Below are 17,970 nucleotides of genomic sequence, written 5' to 3' on the forward strand. Positions count from 1 at the left end.
TGAAACAAATTATAAAAAAAATGGAAACGAAAAACATAAAAGCTTTTGGTACACAAGCAGCTGAAGCACCATTACAAACTTTAGACATTCAACGCCGCGCGGTACAGGCACATGATGTTGAAATCGAAATTTTATATTGCGGAATCTGTCACTCCGATTTACATTCGGCTCGGAACGAATGGCACGGAACGATGTATCCAATCGTTCCGGGACACGAAATTGTGGGCAGAGTAGTAAAAGTAGGTGATCATGTAAAAAACTTTACGGTTGGTCAATTGGCCGGAGTAGGCTGTATGGTGGATTCTTGCAGAGAATGTGATCATTGTAAAAATGATTTAGAGCAATATTGCGACGAAGGAAATATTCTAACATTCAATTCACCGGACAAACATCTGGGCGGACATACTTTTGGAGGATATTCTCAAAGTATAGTGGTCGACGAAAATTATGTATTGCATATTTCAGATAAACTCGATCTTGCCGGAGTTGCACCTTTATTGTGTGCTGGAATCACTACTTATTCTCCGTTAAAACACTGGAAAGTTGGTCCTGGACAAAAAGTAGGAATCGTTGGAATTGGCGGTTTAGGGCATATGGGAATCAAATTGGCAAAAGCAATGGGGGCTCATGTTGTTGTTTTTACAACCTCTTTATCAAAATTTGATGCGGCAAAAGAACTGGGAGCTGATGAAGTGGTTTTATCTACAGATGAAACACAAATGGCAAAACACGCCAAAAGTTTAAACTTTATTTTAGACTGTGTTTCAGCTGAACATAATATCGATGCCTATTTGAATTTACTAAAAGTAGATGGAACATTAACGCTTGTTGGTGCTCCGATGGAACCACTTCCTGTAACTTCATTTAGTCTTATTTTAGGAAGAAGAAGCTTCGCCGGTTCTGCTATTGGAGGAATCGCCGAAACTCAGGAAATGCTTGATTTCTGTGCAGAACACAACATCACGGCAGACATCGAATTAATCGGTGTAAACGATGTAAATAACGCTTACGAAAGGTTATTAAAAGGAGATATCAAATACCGTTTTGTAATTGATATGGCTTCTTTGAAATAGTTTTTCATAAAGATTCAATGATTAATAAAGGTCTGACCTTTAAAAAAAACAAACCCCTCAAGCAATTCAACTCTTGAGGGGTTTTTAGCAAAGATTTGAGGTTCTTAGATACTTACTTAGAATCTCAGAATCTTGGCGTCTAAAAATAAATAATAACCAATTAAATTTATTTTACTTTTTGTCCAGGTTTTGTTTCAACAATTTAGCATGTTCTAAATGTGCTGTTAAACCTGCAATATTATTAGATGCCCAAGTTCTTACATCAGCATCTGTGGCATTTTTAGAGGCATCCTGAAGTTTGTTAATCGCTTTTTCGTGACCGTCAATCATCATATCTGCGAATTTTTTATCAAAATCTACACCTGATTTCTCATTTAGCTTTTTATATTCTTCCTGACCTTCTTCTGTTAGAGAAGTTGGTAAAGTAAAGTTTTTTGCTTTTGCTAAAGCACTTACTTCTGAAGCCGATTTAGTATGCTCATCAACCAGCATTTTACCAAATTTTTTCACTTCTGCGTTAGTACTTTTGCTTTGTGCCAGTTTTCCTATTTCGATTTCAGCTAAATTGATTTCTGCCTGGTCTACCAAAAATTCAGAATCATCTTCTTTACTGTCGATAGAATCAAATTTAGCCTCATTTGCATCTTCCGCTACTTCTTTTGGATCTTCTTGTTTGGTTTCGTTTTTACAAGACTGAAGAAATAAAATAATTAATCCTGCTCCTAAAATGGCTTTACCGGCTAATAATAACTTTTTCATGATTTTAATAGTTTAAATGTTATGATGTAAAATTATGCAGAAGCTGTAAGAAAATTTTACAGGATTTTTAGAGATTGTTATAGGATTTTTATCTATTCAATTCTAATAAAATGTATGTTTGTAATTAGTCGGATTAATTTATATTAATTTTTTAACCAATGTCGAATGAAAATAATTAAGATGATTTTGATATTTCTTTCACTTCTAATGCTTTCCTGCAAACCTAAATCAGAGTTTAAAGCTATCGATTTTGTCGATTTTGAAATAACGGTTCCGCAGGACTGGAATGAATTAGAATTTAAAGGTATTGATAGTTATGTAGGTGGAATAATTACTCCGGAAAAAGATTCTTTAATTTTTGATATTGGCAGATATTCCAGTGATATAACTAAAAATGATTTTCCATTGGTTTTTGATAAGAGCAGTTATGCAGAACTAACTAAAAAGCAAAAACAGCTTTTAAAAAAGACAAAACATCTGTTAGTTGATTCTTTATCAGGTGATATTGATTTTGGTAAGTATAAAAAGCACAAGTTTGTTTTTTACAAGATAGATTGTTTTAAAGCAAAAATAATTACACCAACAAATAGCGAATTTGGCACAACTGGAATTTACATTGATAGTTTAAGCGGAAATTCTAAAGATTTTAGTAAAACTGGTATGTGTTTTTATGGTTATGATTTAAAAAAGAAAACTCAAAAAGATTTTATTGAGGCACTAAAGACAATTAGATTAAAAAAATATTGTAAATGATTTAGACTATGAGTTTGTTAAAAAAGATTATAACATATTTTGAGCAGCAAAAAATTAATCGAGAAATTTATGATGATATAGGAAATTTCAACGAGGTTTTATTAGCGAAAAGACTGGAGATATTTGAAGAAAAAGTAACTCCAAAACTTGCAGAAATAGGACTTAAGAATTGGAATGGAAAATATACCTGGTTTAGCGATTTTAATGAGCAAGGAATAAAGCATGTTGTAGAATACAATCTTTATAAAGGTTTCTCAGGATCATTTACATATGGAAACTGTTTTGATTTTATATCAACTATTTCAAACGAAAAGTGGATAAACCATAAAACAGATAAGTCAACAAAGATCTTATTTTTTAATAGGCTGGAAGGCTCACAGAAGACTTTAGACCGCGGTAGTTTAATAGATCCAGACAGAATTAGTACTGTAAATGAAGAAAAATTTAATTCTGGTTTAGATAAAGTGCTAAGGACTAATTTGCCAAAACTGAAGCAATGGTTTTCAGTAAATGAAACTATCGAACAAAATATCCAAAGTTTAATTTCTTTAACAAAGAATCCGCCATATGAGATAGGGCAGCGAATAATTTCATTTGAATACTTATTGGCCTTTTTATATGCGCATCAAAATGATTTAAATGAAGCGGAAAATTGGATTCATAAACATTTTGAAAAGAAATTGAATGATGCACCTGAAATGAAAATGATGATTTTGAAGAGATTGAGAAATATGTGATATAAATAATAAGAATAGAAAAATCCTAATTCCACAAGAGTTGGGATTTTTTTTTATATCCTGCATTTCATAATTCCCATCCCACAAATATGAAAATTCCACAAAAAATTCTATAACAGAAACGCCTTACTTTTTGAGGAACTTTGACTTATGAGATTTTAAAATTATAAACCATAAAATTTAAAGTCATGCCAGATCCAAGAATTAAAAATGAAGCACAATATCAAGCTCTCGTAAAAAAGGGATACAGCAAAGAAAAATCGGCTCGAATTGCCAATACGCCTGATGCAGGAAAGAAAGGCGGAAAAGCAAAGCCTTATGAAGAATGGACAAAAGAAGAACTTCAAAAACAAGCCAGTAAAGTGGGGATAAAAGGAAGATCTTATATGAATAAACAGAGCCTAATTGACTCTTTAAGAAATAACTAAAAAATGATCAGAACCATCTCAGTAATAAAATAACAAATATCATGAATGCAGCAGCCAGAAAAGAAGTCTTAATGAATCAGTTGATTAAAGCGCCGCATTTAGTAATTGAAAAACTGGATTTAGAATATATTAATGACCATCAGCTTACAATTGTTCGCTGTCGTGAAGGTGAAAATTTCGTTTACAAAAAGAACGGAAGAAATGTAAAAAGCAAAAATGAAATCAAACGGATAAACAGCTTAGTGTTGCCTCCGGCGTGGGAGAATGTAAGAATCTCAGATGTTACAAACGGACACTTACAAGCAGTTGGAACTGATCTTAAAAACAGAAAACAATACCGTTATCATCCAAAATGGAATCTGATTCGGAACCAAACCAAATTTTACAAAATTGCCGAATTTGGAGCGAAACTTCCAGCGATTAGAAAACAAGTTGATATTGATTTGGAAAAGAAAGAATGGTCAAAAGAAAAAGTAACCGCTTTAGTAATTCGGTTGATGGAAGAAACTCATATTAGAATTGGAAACGAGAAATATGCAAAAGACAATAAATCATACGGACTTTCAACTTTAAGAAAACGACATATCAATATCAATAAAAATTCGCTTCGATTTGAATTTATTGGTAAAAAAGGAAAACAACATACCATAACAACCCGAAACAAACAATTGATCAAATTGGTAAGCCGTTGTGAAGAAATTCCAGGCTGGGAAGTTTTTAAATATTATGATAAAAATGGCGAAAGAAAAGTGCTCGACAGCCATATGGTAAATGAATATCTGCACAATATTTCGGGCGAATATTTTAGCGCAAAAGATTTCAGGACATGGGCGGCATCAATTATTTTTTTTGAAAGTTTAATGGAAATGGGAATTACATCTAATGAAAAAGAAATCAAACAAAACATCCTGACCGCCTTTGATTTAACCGCCGAAGCACTCGGAAATACCAGAAAAGTGTGCAAAGATTATTACGTTCATCCACTTTTGATTTCGACTTATGAAGATGGTTCTATTGAGACCTATTTTGATAAAGTGAAGAAAAGCCGAAGCACAAAAAAATATTTTACAAAAACAGAAACCGCGTTCTCAGAATTGATTCAGAATTATCAAATCGATTTAAAAGCACCGTGTCAATAATATAGAGTTAGGGCATCTCTTAAAAAGCTTATAGTTTGAATTGCAAACAAAATCATTATTAACTAAAAAACTATTATTATGTTACGTTGGACAGTCACATTTATTATTCTAGCCATAGTGGCGGGAATATTTGGTTTCGGTGGTATTGCTGCTGGAGCTGCAAGTATAGCTAAAATTTTATTCTTCATATTTTTAGTCTTATTCGTTATTTCTTTAATCAGCGGAAGAACGAGAGTGTAATAAAAATAGCAGTAAATAAAGAACATACAAAACGACACATTTATTTCGATAATGTGTCGTTTTGTGGTTACAATTAAAAAAATAAGAAATCATGGGAACTAAAAGTGGTGCTTATCAGGATGTTTACATCAAAAGAGAAGATGAGATGGTGAGTTTGAAAAATGATGTTACAGATTTTTGTGAAAAATATTTAAAACCTGTTCATCCTAAAAATTGGGATTGGTCGGTACGTGATTTTGAAAATCCGAAAAACGATCCAACTGTTGCTGAAGCAAGAGCAATAGCAAACGTAGTTTTTAAAGATTTAAACAGTAAAAAGACAGATGTCGATCTTTCGACCATGAATAATGTACACGCCATACGTGCTTATTTAGATCCAAAAAGTAAACATGAAGCCTTTAATATGGAAGAATTTGCTTTTGCCTTAAAAGTAGAATTGGAACACGGAAAGATAAAAGATGTAAACGTTACCAATAATCATCCGTTTTTAACGGCTATGATTGCGCTTGCGCATATGACCGAAAGTTTGACCTATTACAAAAGATTGAAAGTGATGGAAGCGGAAGGGGAAATCTACGAAATTGTCCGAAAAATGGATAGTTCGCCAAATGGAAAAGAAGAATGGTACAAAGAATTGGGTAAAGCCGAACAAGAATTAAACGAAGCCCGGGCAGGATTAGCAGAACGTCTGGAGCGAATGGACGATATTCCAGTACTGAAAATTATTGGAGATTAAGTAGTTGAATTTTAAACTCAAAAAAACCGTTAAGTAATTAACGGTTTTTTCTTTTTAAAAATTAAAATCAACCTAAAAACGACGCGGATCATTTTCCGGATATTCTTCATTGTCATTATCTTCCTGAACATCATCCTCTATATAATCATTGTCGTCTTCATCTTCAATTTCTTCCTCATCATCAATGTCTTCTAAATCTTCTTCTGTTTCATTAAAATCATTTTCGAAGGTATCTGCCGGATTATCAAATTCGTCATTTTCTATTTCTTCGTCAAGATCTTCCTCAATGTATTCGTCTTCCTCTTCATCATCAAAATCGTCTTCCTCTTCATCATCAAAATCGTCTTCCTCTTCCAGAACAATTTCGTAAATATCGTCATTGTTGTCTTCGAGATCTCTGTCCGTATGAAAATCATCATTTAAATCGTCTAAATCTTCTTCGTAACCTAAACCATTTTGATCTGGATTTGGTTTATTAGGATTGTATCCGTCTCGCACCGTATACCCACGTTCTGCATCTTCTGCACGACTGCTTTGTGTTTCTCTTGTATTTAAGTCATAAAGTTCCTCGTTCATTACAGTATTCCTGTCTGAAATCGGACTTCCCGGATCTTTCGGAAATGTTCTGTTTGTTTTATCTGTAGTATTCATGATATTGAATTTTAGTAATTTATATTTTCAAATTTAACTCCGAATACTTTAGAAGACCTTATAGGATTGTTTGATGTAATTGTATAATTAACAGATGTTTAGAATGCAATTTAAATTTAAAATAATATAACCAGTCTGATTTTGCAGGCAGTAATTTTATCATCTTATTAATCATTAAAAATTATTACCATGAAAACTACAGAAAAACAAACCACACCAAGAGGAGTTACAAAGCCAAAATCGAATGCGGCTTCAGGTTTAACTGAATTATTCGAAGACGGATTAAAAGATATTTACTGGGCAGAAAAAGCTTTAACTAAAGCATTACCAACAATGGTTAAAAATGCTTCTTCTGTTGAATTGAAAGATGCTATTGACAACCATTTAACTGAAACCGAAGAACAAATCAATCGTTTGGAAGAAGTTTTTAAAATCATTGGTAAAAAAGCCACAGCCAAAAAATGCGATGCTATGGAAGGCTTGATAGAAGAAGCAAAAGGAATGCTGGAAGAAACTGAAATTGGGGTTGTTCGTGACGCCGCAATTATTGCTGCAAGTCAGAAAATTGAGCATTATGAAATTGCGACTTACGGTACTTTAAGACAGTTTGCAGAAACTCTCGGATTACCAGAAGCCGCTACACTGCTGGAACAAACACTGGATGAAGAAAAAGGTGCCGACAAAATTTTAACGGAAGTTGCCGTAAATGCAGTTAATCTTGAAGCTGCTGAAATTGAATAAAGAATAAAAAATATACTCTAAGTGCAGTTTTCGGACTGCACTTTTTTCTACAAACCTAAAGAATAGTTTATGCCCGAAGGTCCTTCAATAGTAATTTTAAAAGAAGAAGTACAACAATTTGCAGGAAAAAAAGTTATTGCTGTTTCCGGAAATGCGAGTATCGATATTTCTCGTCTAAAGGATAAAACCATTAATGCTTTTAAAACCTGGGGGAAACATTTTTTGATCTGTTTTGATTGCTTTACAGTTAAAATTCACCTGCTAATGTTTGGCACTTACAGAGTGAATGAACATAAAGAGTCTGAAGCACAACTAAGTTTGTTTTTTGAAGATGGTGAACTTCATTTTTATACCTGTTCTGTAAAACTTTTAGAAGGCGATATCAATTCTTACTACGATTGGAGTGTTGATGTGATGAATGAAAACTGGAATCCGAAGAAAGCGCAAATTAGTTTAGAAAAAATATCTGATAAAATGATTTGCGATGCTATTCTCGACCAAAATATTTTTTCGGGAGTAGGGAATATCATAAAAAATGAGGTTCTATATCGTTGTTATATTCATCCCGAATCTATTATTGGAAAAATTCCTCCCGATGAAATTAGTCAGGTCATTGCCGAATGTTCGACTTACAGTTTTGAATTTTTATACTGGAAAAAGAAGTCCGAACTCAAACAACATTGGGAAGCTTACACCAAAACTGTTTGTTTAAGATGTAATCTTCCATTTCATAAAAAACAAACCGGAGAAAGAAAACGCAGAAGTTTTTTCTGTACCAATTGTCAAGAATTATACATATGAAGAATCAAATTTTGATTGGGTGTTCGAGCTTTTATAATAGTTTTTGGAAAAAGATTTTTTATCCGCAAAATCTTCCTTCTAAAGAATGGTTTGATTTTTATTGTCAGCATTTTGATACTTATGAATTTAATGGCAGTTTTTATAAATTTCCAACTCTTAAGGTTTTTCAAAATTGGTATACTAAATCGCCAGAAACATTTACATTTTCAATTAAAGTTCCCAAAGAAATTACACATATTAAAAAACTGCATGACTGCGAAAGTCTTTTACACGATTTTTACAATGTCTGCAAAAGCGGAATGAAAGAAAAGTTGGGTGCAATTTTATTTCAGTTTCCGCCGAGTTATGCCTTTAGCCGAGAAAAATTAGATGTTATTATTGGTATTTTGAATTATAATTTTCAAAATGTAATTGAATTTCGTCATGAAAGTTGGTGGAATGCTGAAGTATGGAATTCATTCAAAGAAAATAACATTACGTTTTGTAGCGTGAGTCATCCCAAACTTCCGCAGAGGATATTTACAGATTTTCCATTATTGTATATTAGATTTCATGGAACTCCCAGAATGTTTCATTCCAGTTATTCTACTGAGGAACTAACAGAGGTTAGTAATACGATTGATTCTAAAAAGAAGGGATTTATTTACTTTAATAATACAGCAAGCGAAGCAGGAATTTTAAATGCTTTAGAATTAAAACGAATGAATGTTTAATTTACTGAGTCAATGTAGCGCAAAAGAGTTACACAATCCCAATAGCTATTGGGAGCTAAGTTTTTTTTGAGAAGTCTTATATAAAAGCAAAGTTCGCAAAGCTTTGAGTATAAAACTTTGCGAACCTTGTAACTTTTCTTTGCGAACTTTGCGGTTAAACCAACCCCAGCTATTAAAGCTTCAAAGTTCCTTCAATTCCGTCATCCATTGTTTTTCCAGTAACAAAAGCGGCGGTCATTTTTGCAATAGCCACCATTTTACCGTTTTTGTTGTTCCAATAATAACCATCTTCCGGAACTACTTTAATTACACTTAAATTTGGATCATCTTCGCCTCCAGGCATCCAGATCTTTACAATTGGATCGTATAATTCTTTGATAGTTTCTTTGTCATACTCGATGCTTGCAGTTCCGTGAAGTGTCAGAAACTTATCGTGTGGTTCTGAAAAAAAGATTTCAACCATCGGATTTAAAGTAATTTCAGCATTCTGACTGCTGTTTCTGTCCGATAAAAACCAGAGCTGTCCCAGATCATCGATTTTTTGAACAGACATTGGTCTTGATTGTAATCGGTATTCATTATAAGTGCAAAACATACATGTTTTTATATTCTCTGCCAGATCTTTTATTTTATCTACAGCAAATTCGTCTTTTAGGTCTTTATGATCTCCCATGATATTGCGTTTTTTAAATTGTATTTGTTTGAAAAACAAATTGTTATTTGTCCTGTAATTAATAAAAGTAAAGTTGGCATTTTTATCTTTTTTGAGCTTATATAATTCAGCTTATAAATTATGAGATTTCAATTTGTTTTTTTGCAAGAATTTGGACTAGTCATTAGTGATGAAGAAAAATATATTATATTTGAAGGATTAAAATTTACACTCGAAAAATACCATGGCAAATTATACTATATTTTATACTGATGACGATGAAGATGACTTGAGCATTTTTGCCGATGCGGTAGAATCTATACCGCAGAAAATCACACTTCAAACCTATACGGGAGGAGACAAGTTGTTGGATGCTATTTTTAATCCGCCTCCAACACCTTATGTGGTATTTTTAGATTTAAATATGCCAGGAAAAAATGGTTTTGATGTGTTGGAAGAATTAAGAAATTCGGACTATCAGAAAGATATACCAGTTGTAATCTATTCTACTTCAAGTGAACCCGGGATTATTGAAAAGTGTCGAAGTCTTGGTGCAAACGGTTTTATTACAAAACCAGTTCTGATGAGTGATATTATAAAATCAATAGAACATGCTATACAGATTGACTGGAATAAATTTATTCCAACCAAATCCAATTTTGTATTCAAGTTCTGATTTTTAGGATAAATCAGGAATGTAGACATTAAAGACAGAACCTTTGTCTTTTTCGCTGGAAACTGTAATGAAACCTTTATGGTTTTCAACGATTTTTTTCACGATTGCAAGACCAATTCCGGTGCCTTTAAATTCACTTTCCGTATTTAAACGCTGAAAAACTTCAAAGATTCGTTCTTTATACACAAGATCAAAACCAATTCCGTTATCAGAAACTTTAATGTGATGGTACAATTTATCTTTAAATTCAGCATTTGGCAATGAACTTCCTTTTACTGCAGATGATGAAATCTCGATATGAGGCGTTACATCCTTGCGTGTAAACTTTAAGGCATTTTCAATTAAATTATGGAGCAGCTGTCTAAATTGAAAATGAATCAGAGTCGCTTCTCCCAAATTATGATATTCAATGACAGCATTTTTTTCTTCAATTCGTTCCGAAAAATCCCCTATAATTTCTTCTACGATTTCATCAATATTTACGGTAGTAAAAACACGGTCGGCAGAATTAGCTCGGGAGTAGGTCAATAAATCCTGGATAAGTGTCTGCATTTTTTTTGCCGAAACTTCAATTCTGGTCAGATAAGTTTTAGCATTTGCCGAAATATTCTGCTCATCCAAATCGGCTAAGCGGCTGGCAAAAGTCTGTATTTTGCGCAAAGGTTCCTGAAGGTCATGACTTGAAATATAAGCAAAGGACTGTAGTTCAATATTCATATTGACCAAATCCCGGTTTTTAAGTTCAAGTTGTGTGGTACGTTCAATAATTTGCTCTTCCAGTTGGTTGGTAAAGTTTTTTTGTTCTTCGATATCTGTACTTGTGCCGACCCACATTTGTATTTTTCCGAGTTTGTCCAGCTGTGCAATAGCGCGACTTAGCTGCCATCGATATTCACCATCATAACGTTTAAAACGATGAACGAAAAGAAAATCATGTCCTGTTTTTACAGATTCCATCCAAAGTTTTACATTTTCCTCACGATCATCCGGATGTACAACCTGGAGCCAGCCGTTTTTCTCAATTTCTTTCTTCGAAAAGCCACAATATTTATAGAAAGTTTCATTAAAATAATTCAAATTTCCGATTGCGTCACTTGTCCAGATCAACTGTGGAATAGAATCGGCAAGGAGACGGAATTTTTTCTCGCTTTTTAGAAGAACTTCCTGACTCTCTTTTTCATCGGTAATATCCATAACAGTGCCTATCATTTTTGCAGGCTCTTTATTTTCATCAAAAAATATTTTGCCGTGTACTTTTATCCAGCTGATTGTATTGTCTAATTTCACAATACGGGCTTCATATCTGTAAATACTTGTTTTGAAAGCTTTGGCTAAAGCTTCTTCTATAATTGGTTCATCTTCAGGAAGAATTCGACTTCTAATATCCTGATGAACTAATTTTTTATCTTTTTCAAAACCAAACATATCCAATAAATTATCACTGTAGATTAGTTTTTTGTTTTGAAGATTTAAATCCCACATGGCAATTTCTCCAATTTCTGCGGCCAGTCGGGCTCTTTGTTCTGCGGTTTCCAGTTTTTTTCTGGCCTTAACTTTTGGTGTAACATCATTAACTGTTACCATGATCCCCGATGATTTGCCGTTTTTCTCATGTAGGGGTGTATATTCGTAATCAAGGTAGAATTTTTTTAGTTTTCCCTTAATATCAACATAAGCAATAGATTCGTTTTCACGGATTGTCTTACCATCAAGAAGTACTTCATTTAATAATTCAGGATATTTCTGATTGACTAATTCTGGAAAAACTTCCAGTAAAGGCTTACCAATAGTTTCTTTTTCTTCTTTCTGCCATATCGAATGCATCATTGTTGTATTGGCCATTTCGATAATATGGTTTTTTCCTCTAAAAATCGCCATTGCAATCGGAGATTCCATTACGATATTTCTAAAGGCTTTTTCGCTTTCCGTCAATAAATGTCTGGCTTTCACCTCTTCAGTTACTTCATAAGAGACCACAATAACTCCTTCGATGACATCACTTTCTTCTTTTAAAGGATAAAAAACAAGATTAAAATAACCTAATTCTTCTTTGTTGTAACGGTTCAAAGTAACAGGAAGTTCGTCTGTATAGTAAGGAACTCCTGTTTCGAAAACTTTTTTAAGTAAAGGAAAAACAGTTTCTTTTGCTTCAGGAACCGAATCAAATATGGGTTTATTGATGACATCTTCTTCTATTTTGTCAATGATATGCAGATAAGTGGTATTGGCCATTTCTAAAATAAGCTCCGGACCTTTTAAAATACCAATTCCAAGGGGGAGTTGTTTTACGGTATTTCTAAAACGTTTCTCGCTTTCTTCAATCGCATTACGGGAAAGTACCTGTACAGTCACATCATCAGCAATAGCCAGAATTCCTGAAACTTTACCATCAGCTTCTTTTAAAGCTTCGTAGGTAACATTGATAAAATGAGTGAGTATTTTACCTTTTCGAAATAATTTTACGGGAAGTTCCTGAGCTGTAAATTTTTCGCCGGTTGTAAAGACATTTTTTAATATTTCTTCTAAGCCTTGATTGGTAACTTCCGGAAGTGCGTCAAAAACAGGTTTATGAAGTACTTCTTCTTCTTTTCGTTCCCAAATTTCGAGCATCAGTTTGTTCGCAATTTCAATAGTATAGTCAGGTCCTCTAAAAATACACATGGCATTGGGAGCCTGCAGAATGTTGTTTAGATGACGTTCATTACTTTCTTCCAGTTTTTTGCGTACAAATACTGCATTAGTTGTTTCATTGCAAATAACAAGAACTCCGGTTAGTTTTCCATCATCATTTTTTACAGGACTATAACTGAAAGTCCAATATACATCTTCCATTTTACCATTTCTGTAAATTGGCAATAACTGGTCTTCGTGCCAGGTAGCTTCTCCTTTGGTAAGAACCTGATCGATTAAAGGTTTTATAAAATCCCATATTTCAGGCCAGAAATCGGCTCCTTTTTCACCAAGAATCGAAGGATGTTTACCGTCATTTCCAAGACTTGGGCGATAAGCATCGTTATAAAAACAAATATGATCTGGACCCCAGAACAAAAACATTGGAAATTTAGAATTTAACAGAATTCCCAAAGTAGTTCTAAGGCTCTGTGGCCAAAATTCTACCGGGCCAACAGGAGTTTTGCCCCAATCTTTGGCACGGGTAAGTTCACCCATTTCTCCTCCATTTGCCAAAAAATCATAATTAGTATTCATGGGTATTATCGTCTTGTAATAATAGTAAAGGTCGTATAAAAATCTTACCTAAAATTAGGCATAGTTAAAATTACTAAAAAAATAAATTTCATTTTAATATGATTTTTGAATGAGATAAGATTAAAATCGTTAGAGTTAATTTTATCCCGTTTCAATGCGGAAATTTGATAAACAGATTAAAATAAAGGCTATGAAACGAGAAGATTCAAAACACGAAACTGACAATATAAAGAGATATCAAAACGAAGGATATACCGTTAATTATATATTCGAAAACAATCGTTTGATCGATTCAGAAACTAAAACTGCTTACAAACCAGAAGATATTTTTATTGTAGCACATCATCGTTATGAAGGAATGAGTGATCCGGATGATATGTCTATTTTATATATAATCGAAACAAAAGATAATGGAAAAGGAACTCATTTATTAGGTTATGGCCCTACAGCGGATTTAGAGGAAGCAGAATTCTTTAAAGATATTCCGAAGACCAATTATTCCAAAAATGCCGATATAAACGAACTCACGTAAAGAGGTAAAAATAGATTGATATTTTTATTTTGCTGATGAGCAGTTGTTTCAAATTTATTTGAGGCAGCTGCTTTTTTTTTGAGGGTCTAAGGTGCTAAGATTCTAAGGTTCTAAGAAGTGCAACGTCAAAACCTTAGAGCCTTAGAATCTTAGCATCTCAGAACCTTTAATAATAATTATGAAATATCTCTCCGAAATTGTATAAGGAATTGATTGACAAGATAAACGAAATTTGAAGTATAGAAATTAAGATAAAAACCAAAGTTAGTTTTTGTACGTAAATAATTACTAACTCAGTTGTTCAACCAAAAACCATATAATGAAAAAACTTTACATAAATACTGGAGGATTTGATGCTGTCTTTAATAATTTTAAGGAGAGTTTTGGCGGTAAATTAATAATTTCTGCTAGCGAATATAAGTTGACTTTTAAATCAAGATGGGCAAAGGGAAGTATTACCGGTGTTCGTTTTGAAAAAGAAATGACGTATCTCAATTTTGATTTTACTTTTAACGAAGATGTTAATTTGAGTATTGAATCTAATCCGTTTACACCAGTGTTTTTTGTGTATTGTGAGAAAGGAAACGTACAGCACAGTTTTGGTGCGAATGGAAATGTAAAAGGTTTGAATAAAAATCAATCGGGAATCATGAGTAATTCTTCGTCTATCAATAGTGTATTGTATTTTGACAGTCACAAACACATCCAGTTTTCATTAATCGGAATGCCTACTGCTGTAAATAATGTAGAGACCGATTTTGTTTCTCAGATTAAAAAAATATTTACAAATGAGTCAGGCAACTATATTTACATTGGAGATGAAAATCATAAAATCGAACAAAAATTTGAGGAGTTAAAAACAATTCCAAAAAAAGGAACTGTTCGTTATTTAGTGATGAGAAATATTTTGAGAGAAGTTTTAGAATTAGAGATAGCACAACACAGTTATAATTATTTAAGCGCCTTTAATCCAATTTTGAATTTCGCTTCTAAGCAATTTAGTGAAATCAGGAAATTATCCGCTCTAAACGTTGCGACTATCCCTACACCACTACAATTTATTAAAAGAAGTTTGCAGACACGAACTTTAAAAACGTATAACCAAAAATTAGCTAGCTAGTAAGCCAGATATATACTTCAAAAAAACAGCTTCAACGAGCTGTTTTTTTATTTATAAACTTATTCTTTCTCATAATGAATAATAAAATAAACCATAATTAGATTCAAGAAAAGCGAAATGCCATTCGTAATAATAATTGGCCAATCTGATTTCAAAATTCCATAGACAATCCATGCCGCAATTCCGAATGTAAGTATAGAAAACATTTTAAGCGAAATTTCTTTTACTTTTTTGGTTTTCCAGACTTTCAAGATCTGCGGAATTGTAGAGATTGTAATACAAGCTCCGGCAAAAAGTCCGATAATATCTATATAGTTCATTTTTTTGAGGTTCTAAGGTTCTGAGGTTTTGAGACGCTGAGTTTTTTTGGTTCTCGCAAAATCGCAGAGATGCAAAGTTTTATCTCACTCAGATTTGGCGGATTCTAGCAGATTTTTATGTTACTTTAATGAAAAAAACTTAGCGTCTTTGCGACTCTGCGAGATTAAAATATAATAAACTTAAAAAAACTCTGACGACCCTTGCGTAAATCTTTGCGCTCTTTGCGGTTAAAAAATACTACGCACCAACCAATTCGCCACCATTTACATGAATAAACTGCCCCGTAATGTAACTGCTGTCTTCGCAAGCAAGAAACACATAGGCAGGCGCAACTTCAGAAGGCTGTCCGGCTCTTTCCATCGGATTGTCTTTTCCGAAATCTGATAATTTGTCGAAACTTGCTACAATAAGCGGTGTCCAGATTGGTCCTGGAGCAACACCATTTACACGAATTTTTCTTTTGGCAAGCATAGTTGAAAGCGATCTGGTAAAACTTACAATCGCACCTTTTGTACTGGCATAATCTGCCAGATGTTCGCTGCCGCGAAAAGCAGTTACAGAAGTCGTATTGATAATCACATCACCTTCTTTTAAAAGGGGAAGTGCGGCTTGTGTAATATAGAAATACGGATAAATATTGGTTTCAAAAGTCTTATGAAGATTGGCAGTGGTAATCTTTTCCAATTCTTTTTCGGGAAATTGCACTGCAGCGTTGTTCACTATAATATTGATGTTCTTAAAAGTAGAATGACATTTTTTAATCGCCGATTTGCAGAACTTCTCATCTTTTAAATCACCACTTATCAAAAGGCATTGCTTGCCTTCTTTTTCTATCATTTCTTTCGTTTTAAGGGCATCTTTGTCTTCCTTTAAGTAAACAATGGCAATATTAGCACCTTCTCTGGCAAAATGTATAGCAACACTTCGCCCAATGCCACTGTCACCACCGGTTATAAAAGCTGTTTTTCCTAATAATTTTCCACTACCAACATAATTCTCTCTTATAATTTCCGGTTCAGGTTTCATCATATGTTCATTGCCAGGGAGAGTTTGTTTTTGTTCAGGAAATGTTTTTGTCTTTGTCATAATCTTTCTCTTTTTGTACATCTTAAATTTAATTCAGAATTAAAAATGGGTTTGTCGTAAAAGATATTTTGTTTACCTCAATAAAAACAAAATCATGTTTTTTGTATGAAAATACGGTTGTTTTGAAAAGATGTTAAAATAACACGAAATTTCTAAAGCTTTATTATAGTACTCTATCACTAAAAAGACAATCAAAAGTGGGAATTTTGTAACTATTTTTGATTTAGATAAAAATGCCCCCGGTTATTTTTTTATACATTTGAGAATTTCCGCATAGTTTTTAAGAGTTACTTCTGTAATTTCATAAAAAAATAAGAAAATTTTTATAATAATTTAAATTCAACAGTTTTGACTTACAACAGATTTAGCTTCAACACGGCATGGTATTAATTGTAGATGATATACGGGCCAATATTATTGCCTTAAAGAAAACCTTAGAGTTGCATAATATCGATGTCGATAGTGCCGAATCTGGAGAAGAAGCTTTAAAGAAAATTTTAAAAACAGATTATTGTCTGATTATAATGGACGTTCAGATGCCGGGACTTGACGGTTTTGAAGTCGTTAAAATCCTTTCTGGTAATCAGCGTACCAAAGATATTCCGGTTATATTTCTTTCGGCACTTAATACCGAGAAGAAATATATCTTTAAAGGTTATGAAACGGGCGCTGTTGAATACATTACAAAACCGGTCGACTCTGATTTACTTATTTTAAAAGTAAAAACCTTCATTAAAATCTACGAACAGCAGCATGAGCTTAAAGTCATGAAAGATCTGCTTTCTAAAGAAATTAAAATTAGAAAAGAAGCACAGGACAATCTCGAAATCAAAATTGCGGAAAGAACTAAAGAATTGGTTCAGAAAAATGAAGAACTGGAACTTCGAAATCATGAATTGCAGCAGTTTTCCTGGGTCGTCTCGCACGATTTGAATGAACCCATACGAAAGATTCAGATTTTCATCAAAATTATAAAAGACCTTTATTTAAAAACCGACGATAAGGCAATCGATTATGTCAACCGAACCATAAAATCGGCTGAGAGAATGCAGACCCTGATTACCGATCTTCTGGCTTATTCCAGACTTTCGGCTCAGGTAAAACCGGAGAAAACAGATTTAAATGAGGTTTTACAAGAGGTATTGTCCGATTTTGATTATTTGATCGAGAACAAAAATGCGACTATCAAAACAAATGAACTTCCAACAGTAGATAGTATTCCAAGTCAGATGCGTCAGGTTTTTCAGAATCTGATTGGAAATGCATTGAAATTTTCCGGTAGCGAAGAAAAGCCGATAATCGAAATCACATCAGAAACAATTCTTGAAAAATCATTTGATAGTCCAACATCTCCTGAAGGCAATTTTTGCAGAATTACCGTAAAGGATAACGGAATTGGTTTTGACGAAATTTATCTCGACAGAATTTTTATTATCTTTCAGAGCTTAAACGATCGTCAAACTTACGAAGGAACCGGAATCGGACTTGCAATTGCAAAAAAAATAATTGAAAAACATAACGGATTAATAACAGCTAAAAGTGAAGTAGGACAAGGCGCAAGCTTTATTATTATACTTCCTTTAAAGTACAAACTAAAATAATTTA

20 protein-coding genes are annotated in these 17,970 nt (G+C 33.2%); 14 read left to right on the forward strand and 6 right to left on the reverse strand.

The window, feature by feature from the left end; genetic code table 11:
• Positions 1-20 precede the first annotated feature (20 nt).
• The gene (locus tag ACFS3A_RS04860; RefSeq protein ID WP_379824254.1) at positions 21-1,073 is read left to right on the forward strand and encodes an NAD(P)-dependent alcohol dehydrogenase; all 1,053 of its coding nucleotides are present in this window, start codon (positions 21-23) and stop codon (positions 1,071-1,073) included.
• A 171-nt stretch (positions 1,074-1,244) separates the two neighbouring features.
• On the opposite strand, the gene ACFS3A_RS04865 is transcribed toward ACFS3A_RS04860, so the two are convergent.
• Positions 1,245-1,832, reverse strand: a complete 588-nt coding sequence (locus ACFS3A_RS04865) for a DUF4142 domain-containing protein (RefSeq protein ID WP_379824255.1) — start codon at positions 1,830-1,832, stop codon at positions 1,245-1,247.
• A gap of 165 nt (positions 1,833-1,997) precedes the next feature.
• On the opposite strand from ACFS3A_RS04865, the gene ACFS3A_RS04870 reads away from it, so the two are divergent.
• The 6 genes from ACFS3A_RS04870 to ACFS3A_RS04895 all read left to right on the forward strand — a co-directional run bounded on the left by ACFS3A_RS04870 (position 1,998) and on the right by ACFS3A_RS04895 (position 5,865).
• Positions 1,998-2,585, forward strand: a complete 588-nt coding sequence (locus ACFS3A_RS04870; RefSeq protein WP_379824257.1) for a hypothetical protein — start codon at positions 1,998-2,000, stop codon at positions 2,583-2,585.
• Positions 2,586-2,593: 8 nt separating this feature from the next.
• Positions 2,594-3,322 carry a hypothetical protein gene (locus ACFS3A_RS04875; RefSeq protein WP_379824258.1) on the forward strand — a complete coding sequence of 243 codons (729 nt, stop codon included), beginning with the start codon at positions 2,594-2,596 and terminating at the stop codon, positions 3,320-3,322.
• Positions 3,323-3,510: 188 nt separating this feature from the next.
• Positions 3,511-3,750, forward strand: a complete 240-nt coding sequence (locus tag ACFS3A_RS04880; RefSeq protein WP_379824259.1) for a DUF7218 family protein — start codon at positions 3,511-3,513, stop codon at positions 3,748-3,750.
• 41 nt (positions 3,751-3,791) lie between these two features.
• Positions 3,792-4,889 (forward strand): DNA topoisomerase IB, encoded by a 1,098-nt coding sequence (locus tag ACFS3A_RS04885; RefSeq protein ID WP_379824260.1) that lies wholly within the window; start codon positions 3,792-3,794, stop codon positions 4,887-4,889.
• A 78-nt stretch (positions 4,890-4,967) separates the two neighbouring features.
• The gene (locus ACFS3A_RS04890; RefSeq protein ID WP_082586828.1) at positions 4,968-5,129 is read left to right on the forward strand and encodes a DUF1328 domain-containing protein; all 162 of its coding nucleotides are present in this window, start codon (positions 4,968-4,970) and stop codon (positions 5,127-5,129) included.
• Positions 5,130-5,220: 91 nt separating this feature from the next.
• Complete coding sequence (locus ACFS3A_RS04895) at positions 5,221-5,865, forward strand: DUF5661 family protein (RefSeq protein ID WP_379824261.1); 645 nt, start codon at positions 5,221-5,223, stop codon at positions 5,863-5,865.
• Between the two features lie 72 nt (positions 5,866-5,937).
• Here ACFS3A_RS04895 and ACFS3A_RS04900 read toward each other — a convergent pair whose 3' ends face one another.
• Positions 5,938-6,516, reverse strand: coding sequence for a hypothetical protein (locus ACFS3A_RS04900; RefSeq protein ID WP_379824262.1), 579 nt, complete (start codon positions 6,514-6,516; stop codon positions 5,938-5,940).
• Between the two features lie 189 nt (positions 6,517-6,705).
• Here ACFS3A_RS04900 and ACFS3A_RS04905 point away from each other — a divergent pair, with 189 nt between their 5' ends.
• From ACFS3A_RS04905 to ACFS3A_RS04915, 3 genes are all read left to right on the forward strand, one after another.
• On the forward strand, positions 6,706-7,257 hold the full coding sequence (locus ACFS3A_RS04905; RefSeq protein ID WP_379824263.1) for a YciE/YciF ferroxidase family protein: 552 nt from the start codon (positions 6,706-6,708) through the stop codon (positions 7,255-7,257).
• Between the two features lie 69 nt (positions 7,258-7,326).
• On the forward strand, positions 7,327-8,058 hold the full coding sequence (locus ACFS3A_RS04910) for a DNA-formamidopyrimidine glycosylase family protein (RefSeq protein WP_379824264.1): 732 nt from the start codon (positions 7,327-7,329) through the stop codon (positions 8,056-8,058).
• Positions 8,055-8,771 (forward strand): DUF72 domain-containing protein, encoded by a 717-nt coding sequence (locus ACFS3A_RS04915; RefSeq protein WP_379824265.1) that lies wholly within the window; start codon positions 8,055-8,057, stop codon positions 8,769-8,771. Before ACFS3A_RS04910 ends, ACFS3A_RS04915 begins: the two co-directional genes overlap by 4 nt.
• A 172-nt stretch (positions 8,772-8,943) precedes the next feature.
• Here ACFS3A_RS04915 and ACFS3A_RS04920 read toward each other — a convergent pair whose 3' ends face one another.
• Positions 8,944-9,444, reverse strand: a complete 501-nt coding sequence (locus ACFS3A_RS04920; protein ID WP_379824266.1) for a pyridoxamine 5'-phosphate oxidase family protein — start codon at positions 9,442-9,444, stop codon at positions 8,944-8,946.
• Between the two features lie 223 nt (positions 9,445-9,667).
• Between ACFS3A_RS04920 and ACFS3A_RS04925 the strand changes: the two genes are divergently transcribed.
• Positions 9,668-10,099, forward strand: a complete 432-nt coding sequence (locus ACFS3A_RS04925; protein ID WP_379824268.1) for a response regulator — start codon at positions 9,668-9,670, stop codon at positions 10,097-10,099.
• 3 nt (positions 10,100-10,102) lie between these two features.
• On the opposite strand, the gene ACFS3A_RS04930 is transcribed toward ACFS3A_RS04925, so the two are convergent.
• Positions 10,103-13,306, reverse strand: coding sequence for a PAS domain-containing protein (locus ACFS3A_RS04930; RefSeq protein ID WP_379824269.1), 3,204 nt, complete (start codon positions 13,304-13,306; stop codon positions 10,103-10,105).
• A gap of 190 nt (positions 13,307-13,496) precedes the next feature.
• On the opposite strand from ACFS3A_RS04930, the gene ACFS3A_RS04935 reads away from it, so the two are divergent.
• Both ACFS3A_RS04935 and ACFS3A_RS04940 read left to right on the forward strand, forming a co-directional pair.
• Entirely contained in the window at positions 13,497-13,838 is a 342-nt protein-coding gene (locus tag ACFS3A_RS04935) for a hypothetical protein (protein WP_379824271.1), read from the forward strand.
• Between the two features lie 319 nt (positions 13,839-14,157).
• The gene (locus ACFS3A_RS04940) at positions 14,158-14,958 is read left to right on the forward strand and encodes a hypothetical protein (protein WP_379824273.1); all 801 of its coding nucleotides are present in this window, start codon (positions 14,158-14,160) and stop codon (positions 14,956-14,958) included.
• Positions 14,959-15,017: 59 nt separating this feature from the next.
• On the opposite strand, the gene ACFS3A_RS04945 is transcribed toward ACFS3A_RS04940, so the two are convergent.
• Both ACFS3A_RS04945 and ACFS3A_RS04950 read right to left on the reverse strand, forming a co-directional pair.
• Positions 15,018-15,278 (reverse strand): SemiSWEET family sugar transporter, encoded by a 261-nt coding sequence (locus ACFS3A_RS04945; protein WP_379824275.1) that lies wholly within the window; start codon positions 15,276-15,278, stop codon positions 15,018-15,020.
• 238 nt (positions 15,279-15,516) lie between these two features.
• The gene (locus ACFS3A_RS04950; RefSeq protein ID WP_379824276.1) at positions 15,517-16,365 is read right to left on the reverse strand and encodes an SDR family oxidoreductase; all 849 of its coding nucleotides are present in this window, start codon (positions 16,363-16,365) and stop codon (positions 15,517-15,519) included.
• A gap of 380 nt (positions 16,366-16,745) precedes the next feature.
• Here ACFS3A_RS04950 and ACFS3A_RS04955 point away from each other — a divergent pair, with 380 nt between their 5' ends.
• Complete coding sequence (locus tag ACFS3A_RS04955) at positions 16,746-17,966, forward strand: hybrid sensor histidine kinase/response regulator (protein WP_379824277.1); 1,221 nt, start codon at positions 16,746-16,748, stop codon at positions 17,964-17,966.
• The last annotated feature ends 4 nt before the right edge of the window (positions 17,967-17,970 follow it).

The sequence above is a fragment of the Flavobacterium notoginsengisoli genome (assembly GCF_042686225.1).
Taxonomy (GTDB): Bacteria; Bacteroidota; Bacteroidia; order Flavobacteriales; family Flavobacteriaceae; genus Flavobacterium; species Flavobacterium notoginsengisoli.

Bases quoted from the DNA above. Each gene is read 5' to 3' on its own strand.
- ACFS3A_RS04920 (WP_379824266.1), bottom strand. From the start codon at position 9,444: ATGGGAGATCATAAAGACCTAAAAGACGAATTTGCTGTAGATAAAATA.
- ACFS3A_RS04895 (WP_379824261.1), top strand. From the start codon at position 5,221: ATGGGAACTAAAAGTGGTGCTTATCAGGATGTTTACATCAAAAGAGAA.
- ACFS3A_RS04940 (WP_379824273.1), top strand. From the start codon at position 14,158: ATGAAAAAACTTTACATAAATACTGGAGGATTTGATGCTGTCTTTAAT.
- ACFS3A_RS04955 (WP_379824277.1), top strand. From the start codon at position 16,746: ATGGTATTAATTGTAGATGATATACGGGCCAATATTATTGCCTTAAAG.
- ACFS3A_RS04865 (WP_379824255.1), bottom strand. From the start codon at position 1,832: ATGAAAAAGTTATTATTAGCCGGTAAAGCCATTTTAGGAGCAGGATTA.
- ACFS3A_RS04925 (WP_379824268.1), top strand. From the start codon at position 9,668: ATGGCAAATTATACTATATTTTATACTGATGACGATGAAGATGACTTG.
- ACFS3A_RS04870 (WP_379824257.1), top strand. From the start codon at position 1,998: ATGAAAATAATTAAGATGATTTTGATATTTCTTTCACTTCTAATGCTT.
- ACFS3A_RS04880 (WP_379824259.1), top strand. From the start codon at position 3,511: ATGCCAGATCCAAGAATTAAAAATGAAGCACAATATCAAGCTCTCGTA.
- ACFS3A_RS04945 (WP_379824275.1), bottom strand. From the start codon at position 15,278: ATGAACTATATAGATATTATCGGACTTTTTGCCGGAGCTTGTATTACA.
- ACFS3A_RS04905 (WP_379824263.1), top strand. From the start codon at position 6,706: ATGAAAACTACAGAAAAACAAACCACACCAAGAGGAGTTACAAAGCCA.
- ACFS3A_RS04935 (WP_379824271.1), top strand. From the start codon at position 13,497: ATGAAACGAGAAGATTCAAAACACGAAACTGACAATATAAAGAGATAT.
- ACFS3A_RS04910 (WP_379824264.1), top strand. From the start codon at position 7,327: ATGCCCGAAGGTCCTTCAATAGTAATTTTAAAAGAAGAAGTACAACAA.
- ACFS3A_RS04930 (WP_379824269.1), bottom strand. From the start codon at position 13,306: ATGAATACTAATTATGATTTTTTGGCAAATGGAGGAGAAATGGGTGAA.
- ACFS3A_RS04950 (WP_379824276.1), bottom strand. From the start codon at position 16,365: ATGACAAAGACAAAAACATTTCCTGAACAAAAACAAACTCTCCCTGGC.
- ACFS3A_RS04860 (WP_379824254.1), top strand. From the start codon at position 21: ATGGAAACGAAAAACATAAAAGCTTTTGGTACACAAGCAGCTGAAGCA.
- ACFS3A_RS04890 (WP_082586828.1), top strand. From the start codon at position 4,968: ATGTTACGTTGGACAGTCACATTTATTATTCTAGCCATAGTGGCGGGA.
- ACFS3A_RS04915 (WP_379824265.1), top strand. From the start codon at position 8,055: ATGAAGAATCAAATTTTGATTGGGTGTTCGAGCTTTTATAATAGTTTT.
- ACFS3A_RS04885 (WP_379824260.1), top strand. From the start codon at position 3,792: ATGAATGCAGCAGCCAGAAAAGAAGTCTTAATGAATCAGTTGATTAAA.
- ACFS3A_RS04875 (WP_379824258.1), top strand. From the start codon at position 2,594: ATGAGTTTGTTAAAAAAGATTATAACATATTTTGAGCAGCAAAAAATT.
- ACFS3A_RS04900 (WP_379824262.1), bottom strand. From the start codon at position 6,516: ATGAATACTACAGATAAAACAAACAGAACATTTCCGAAAGATCCGGGA.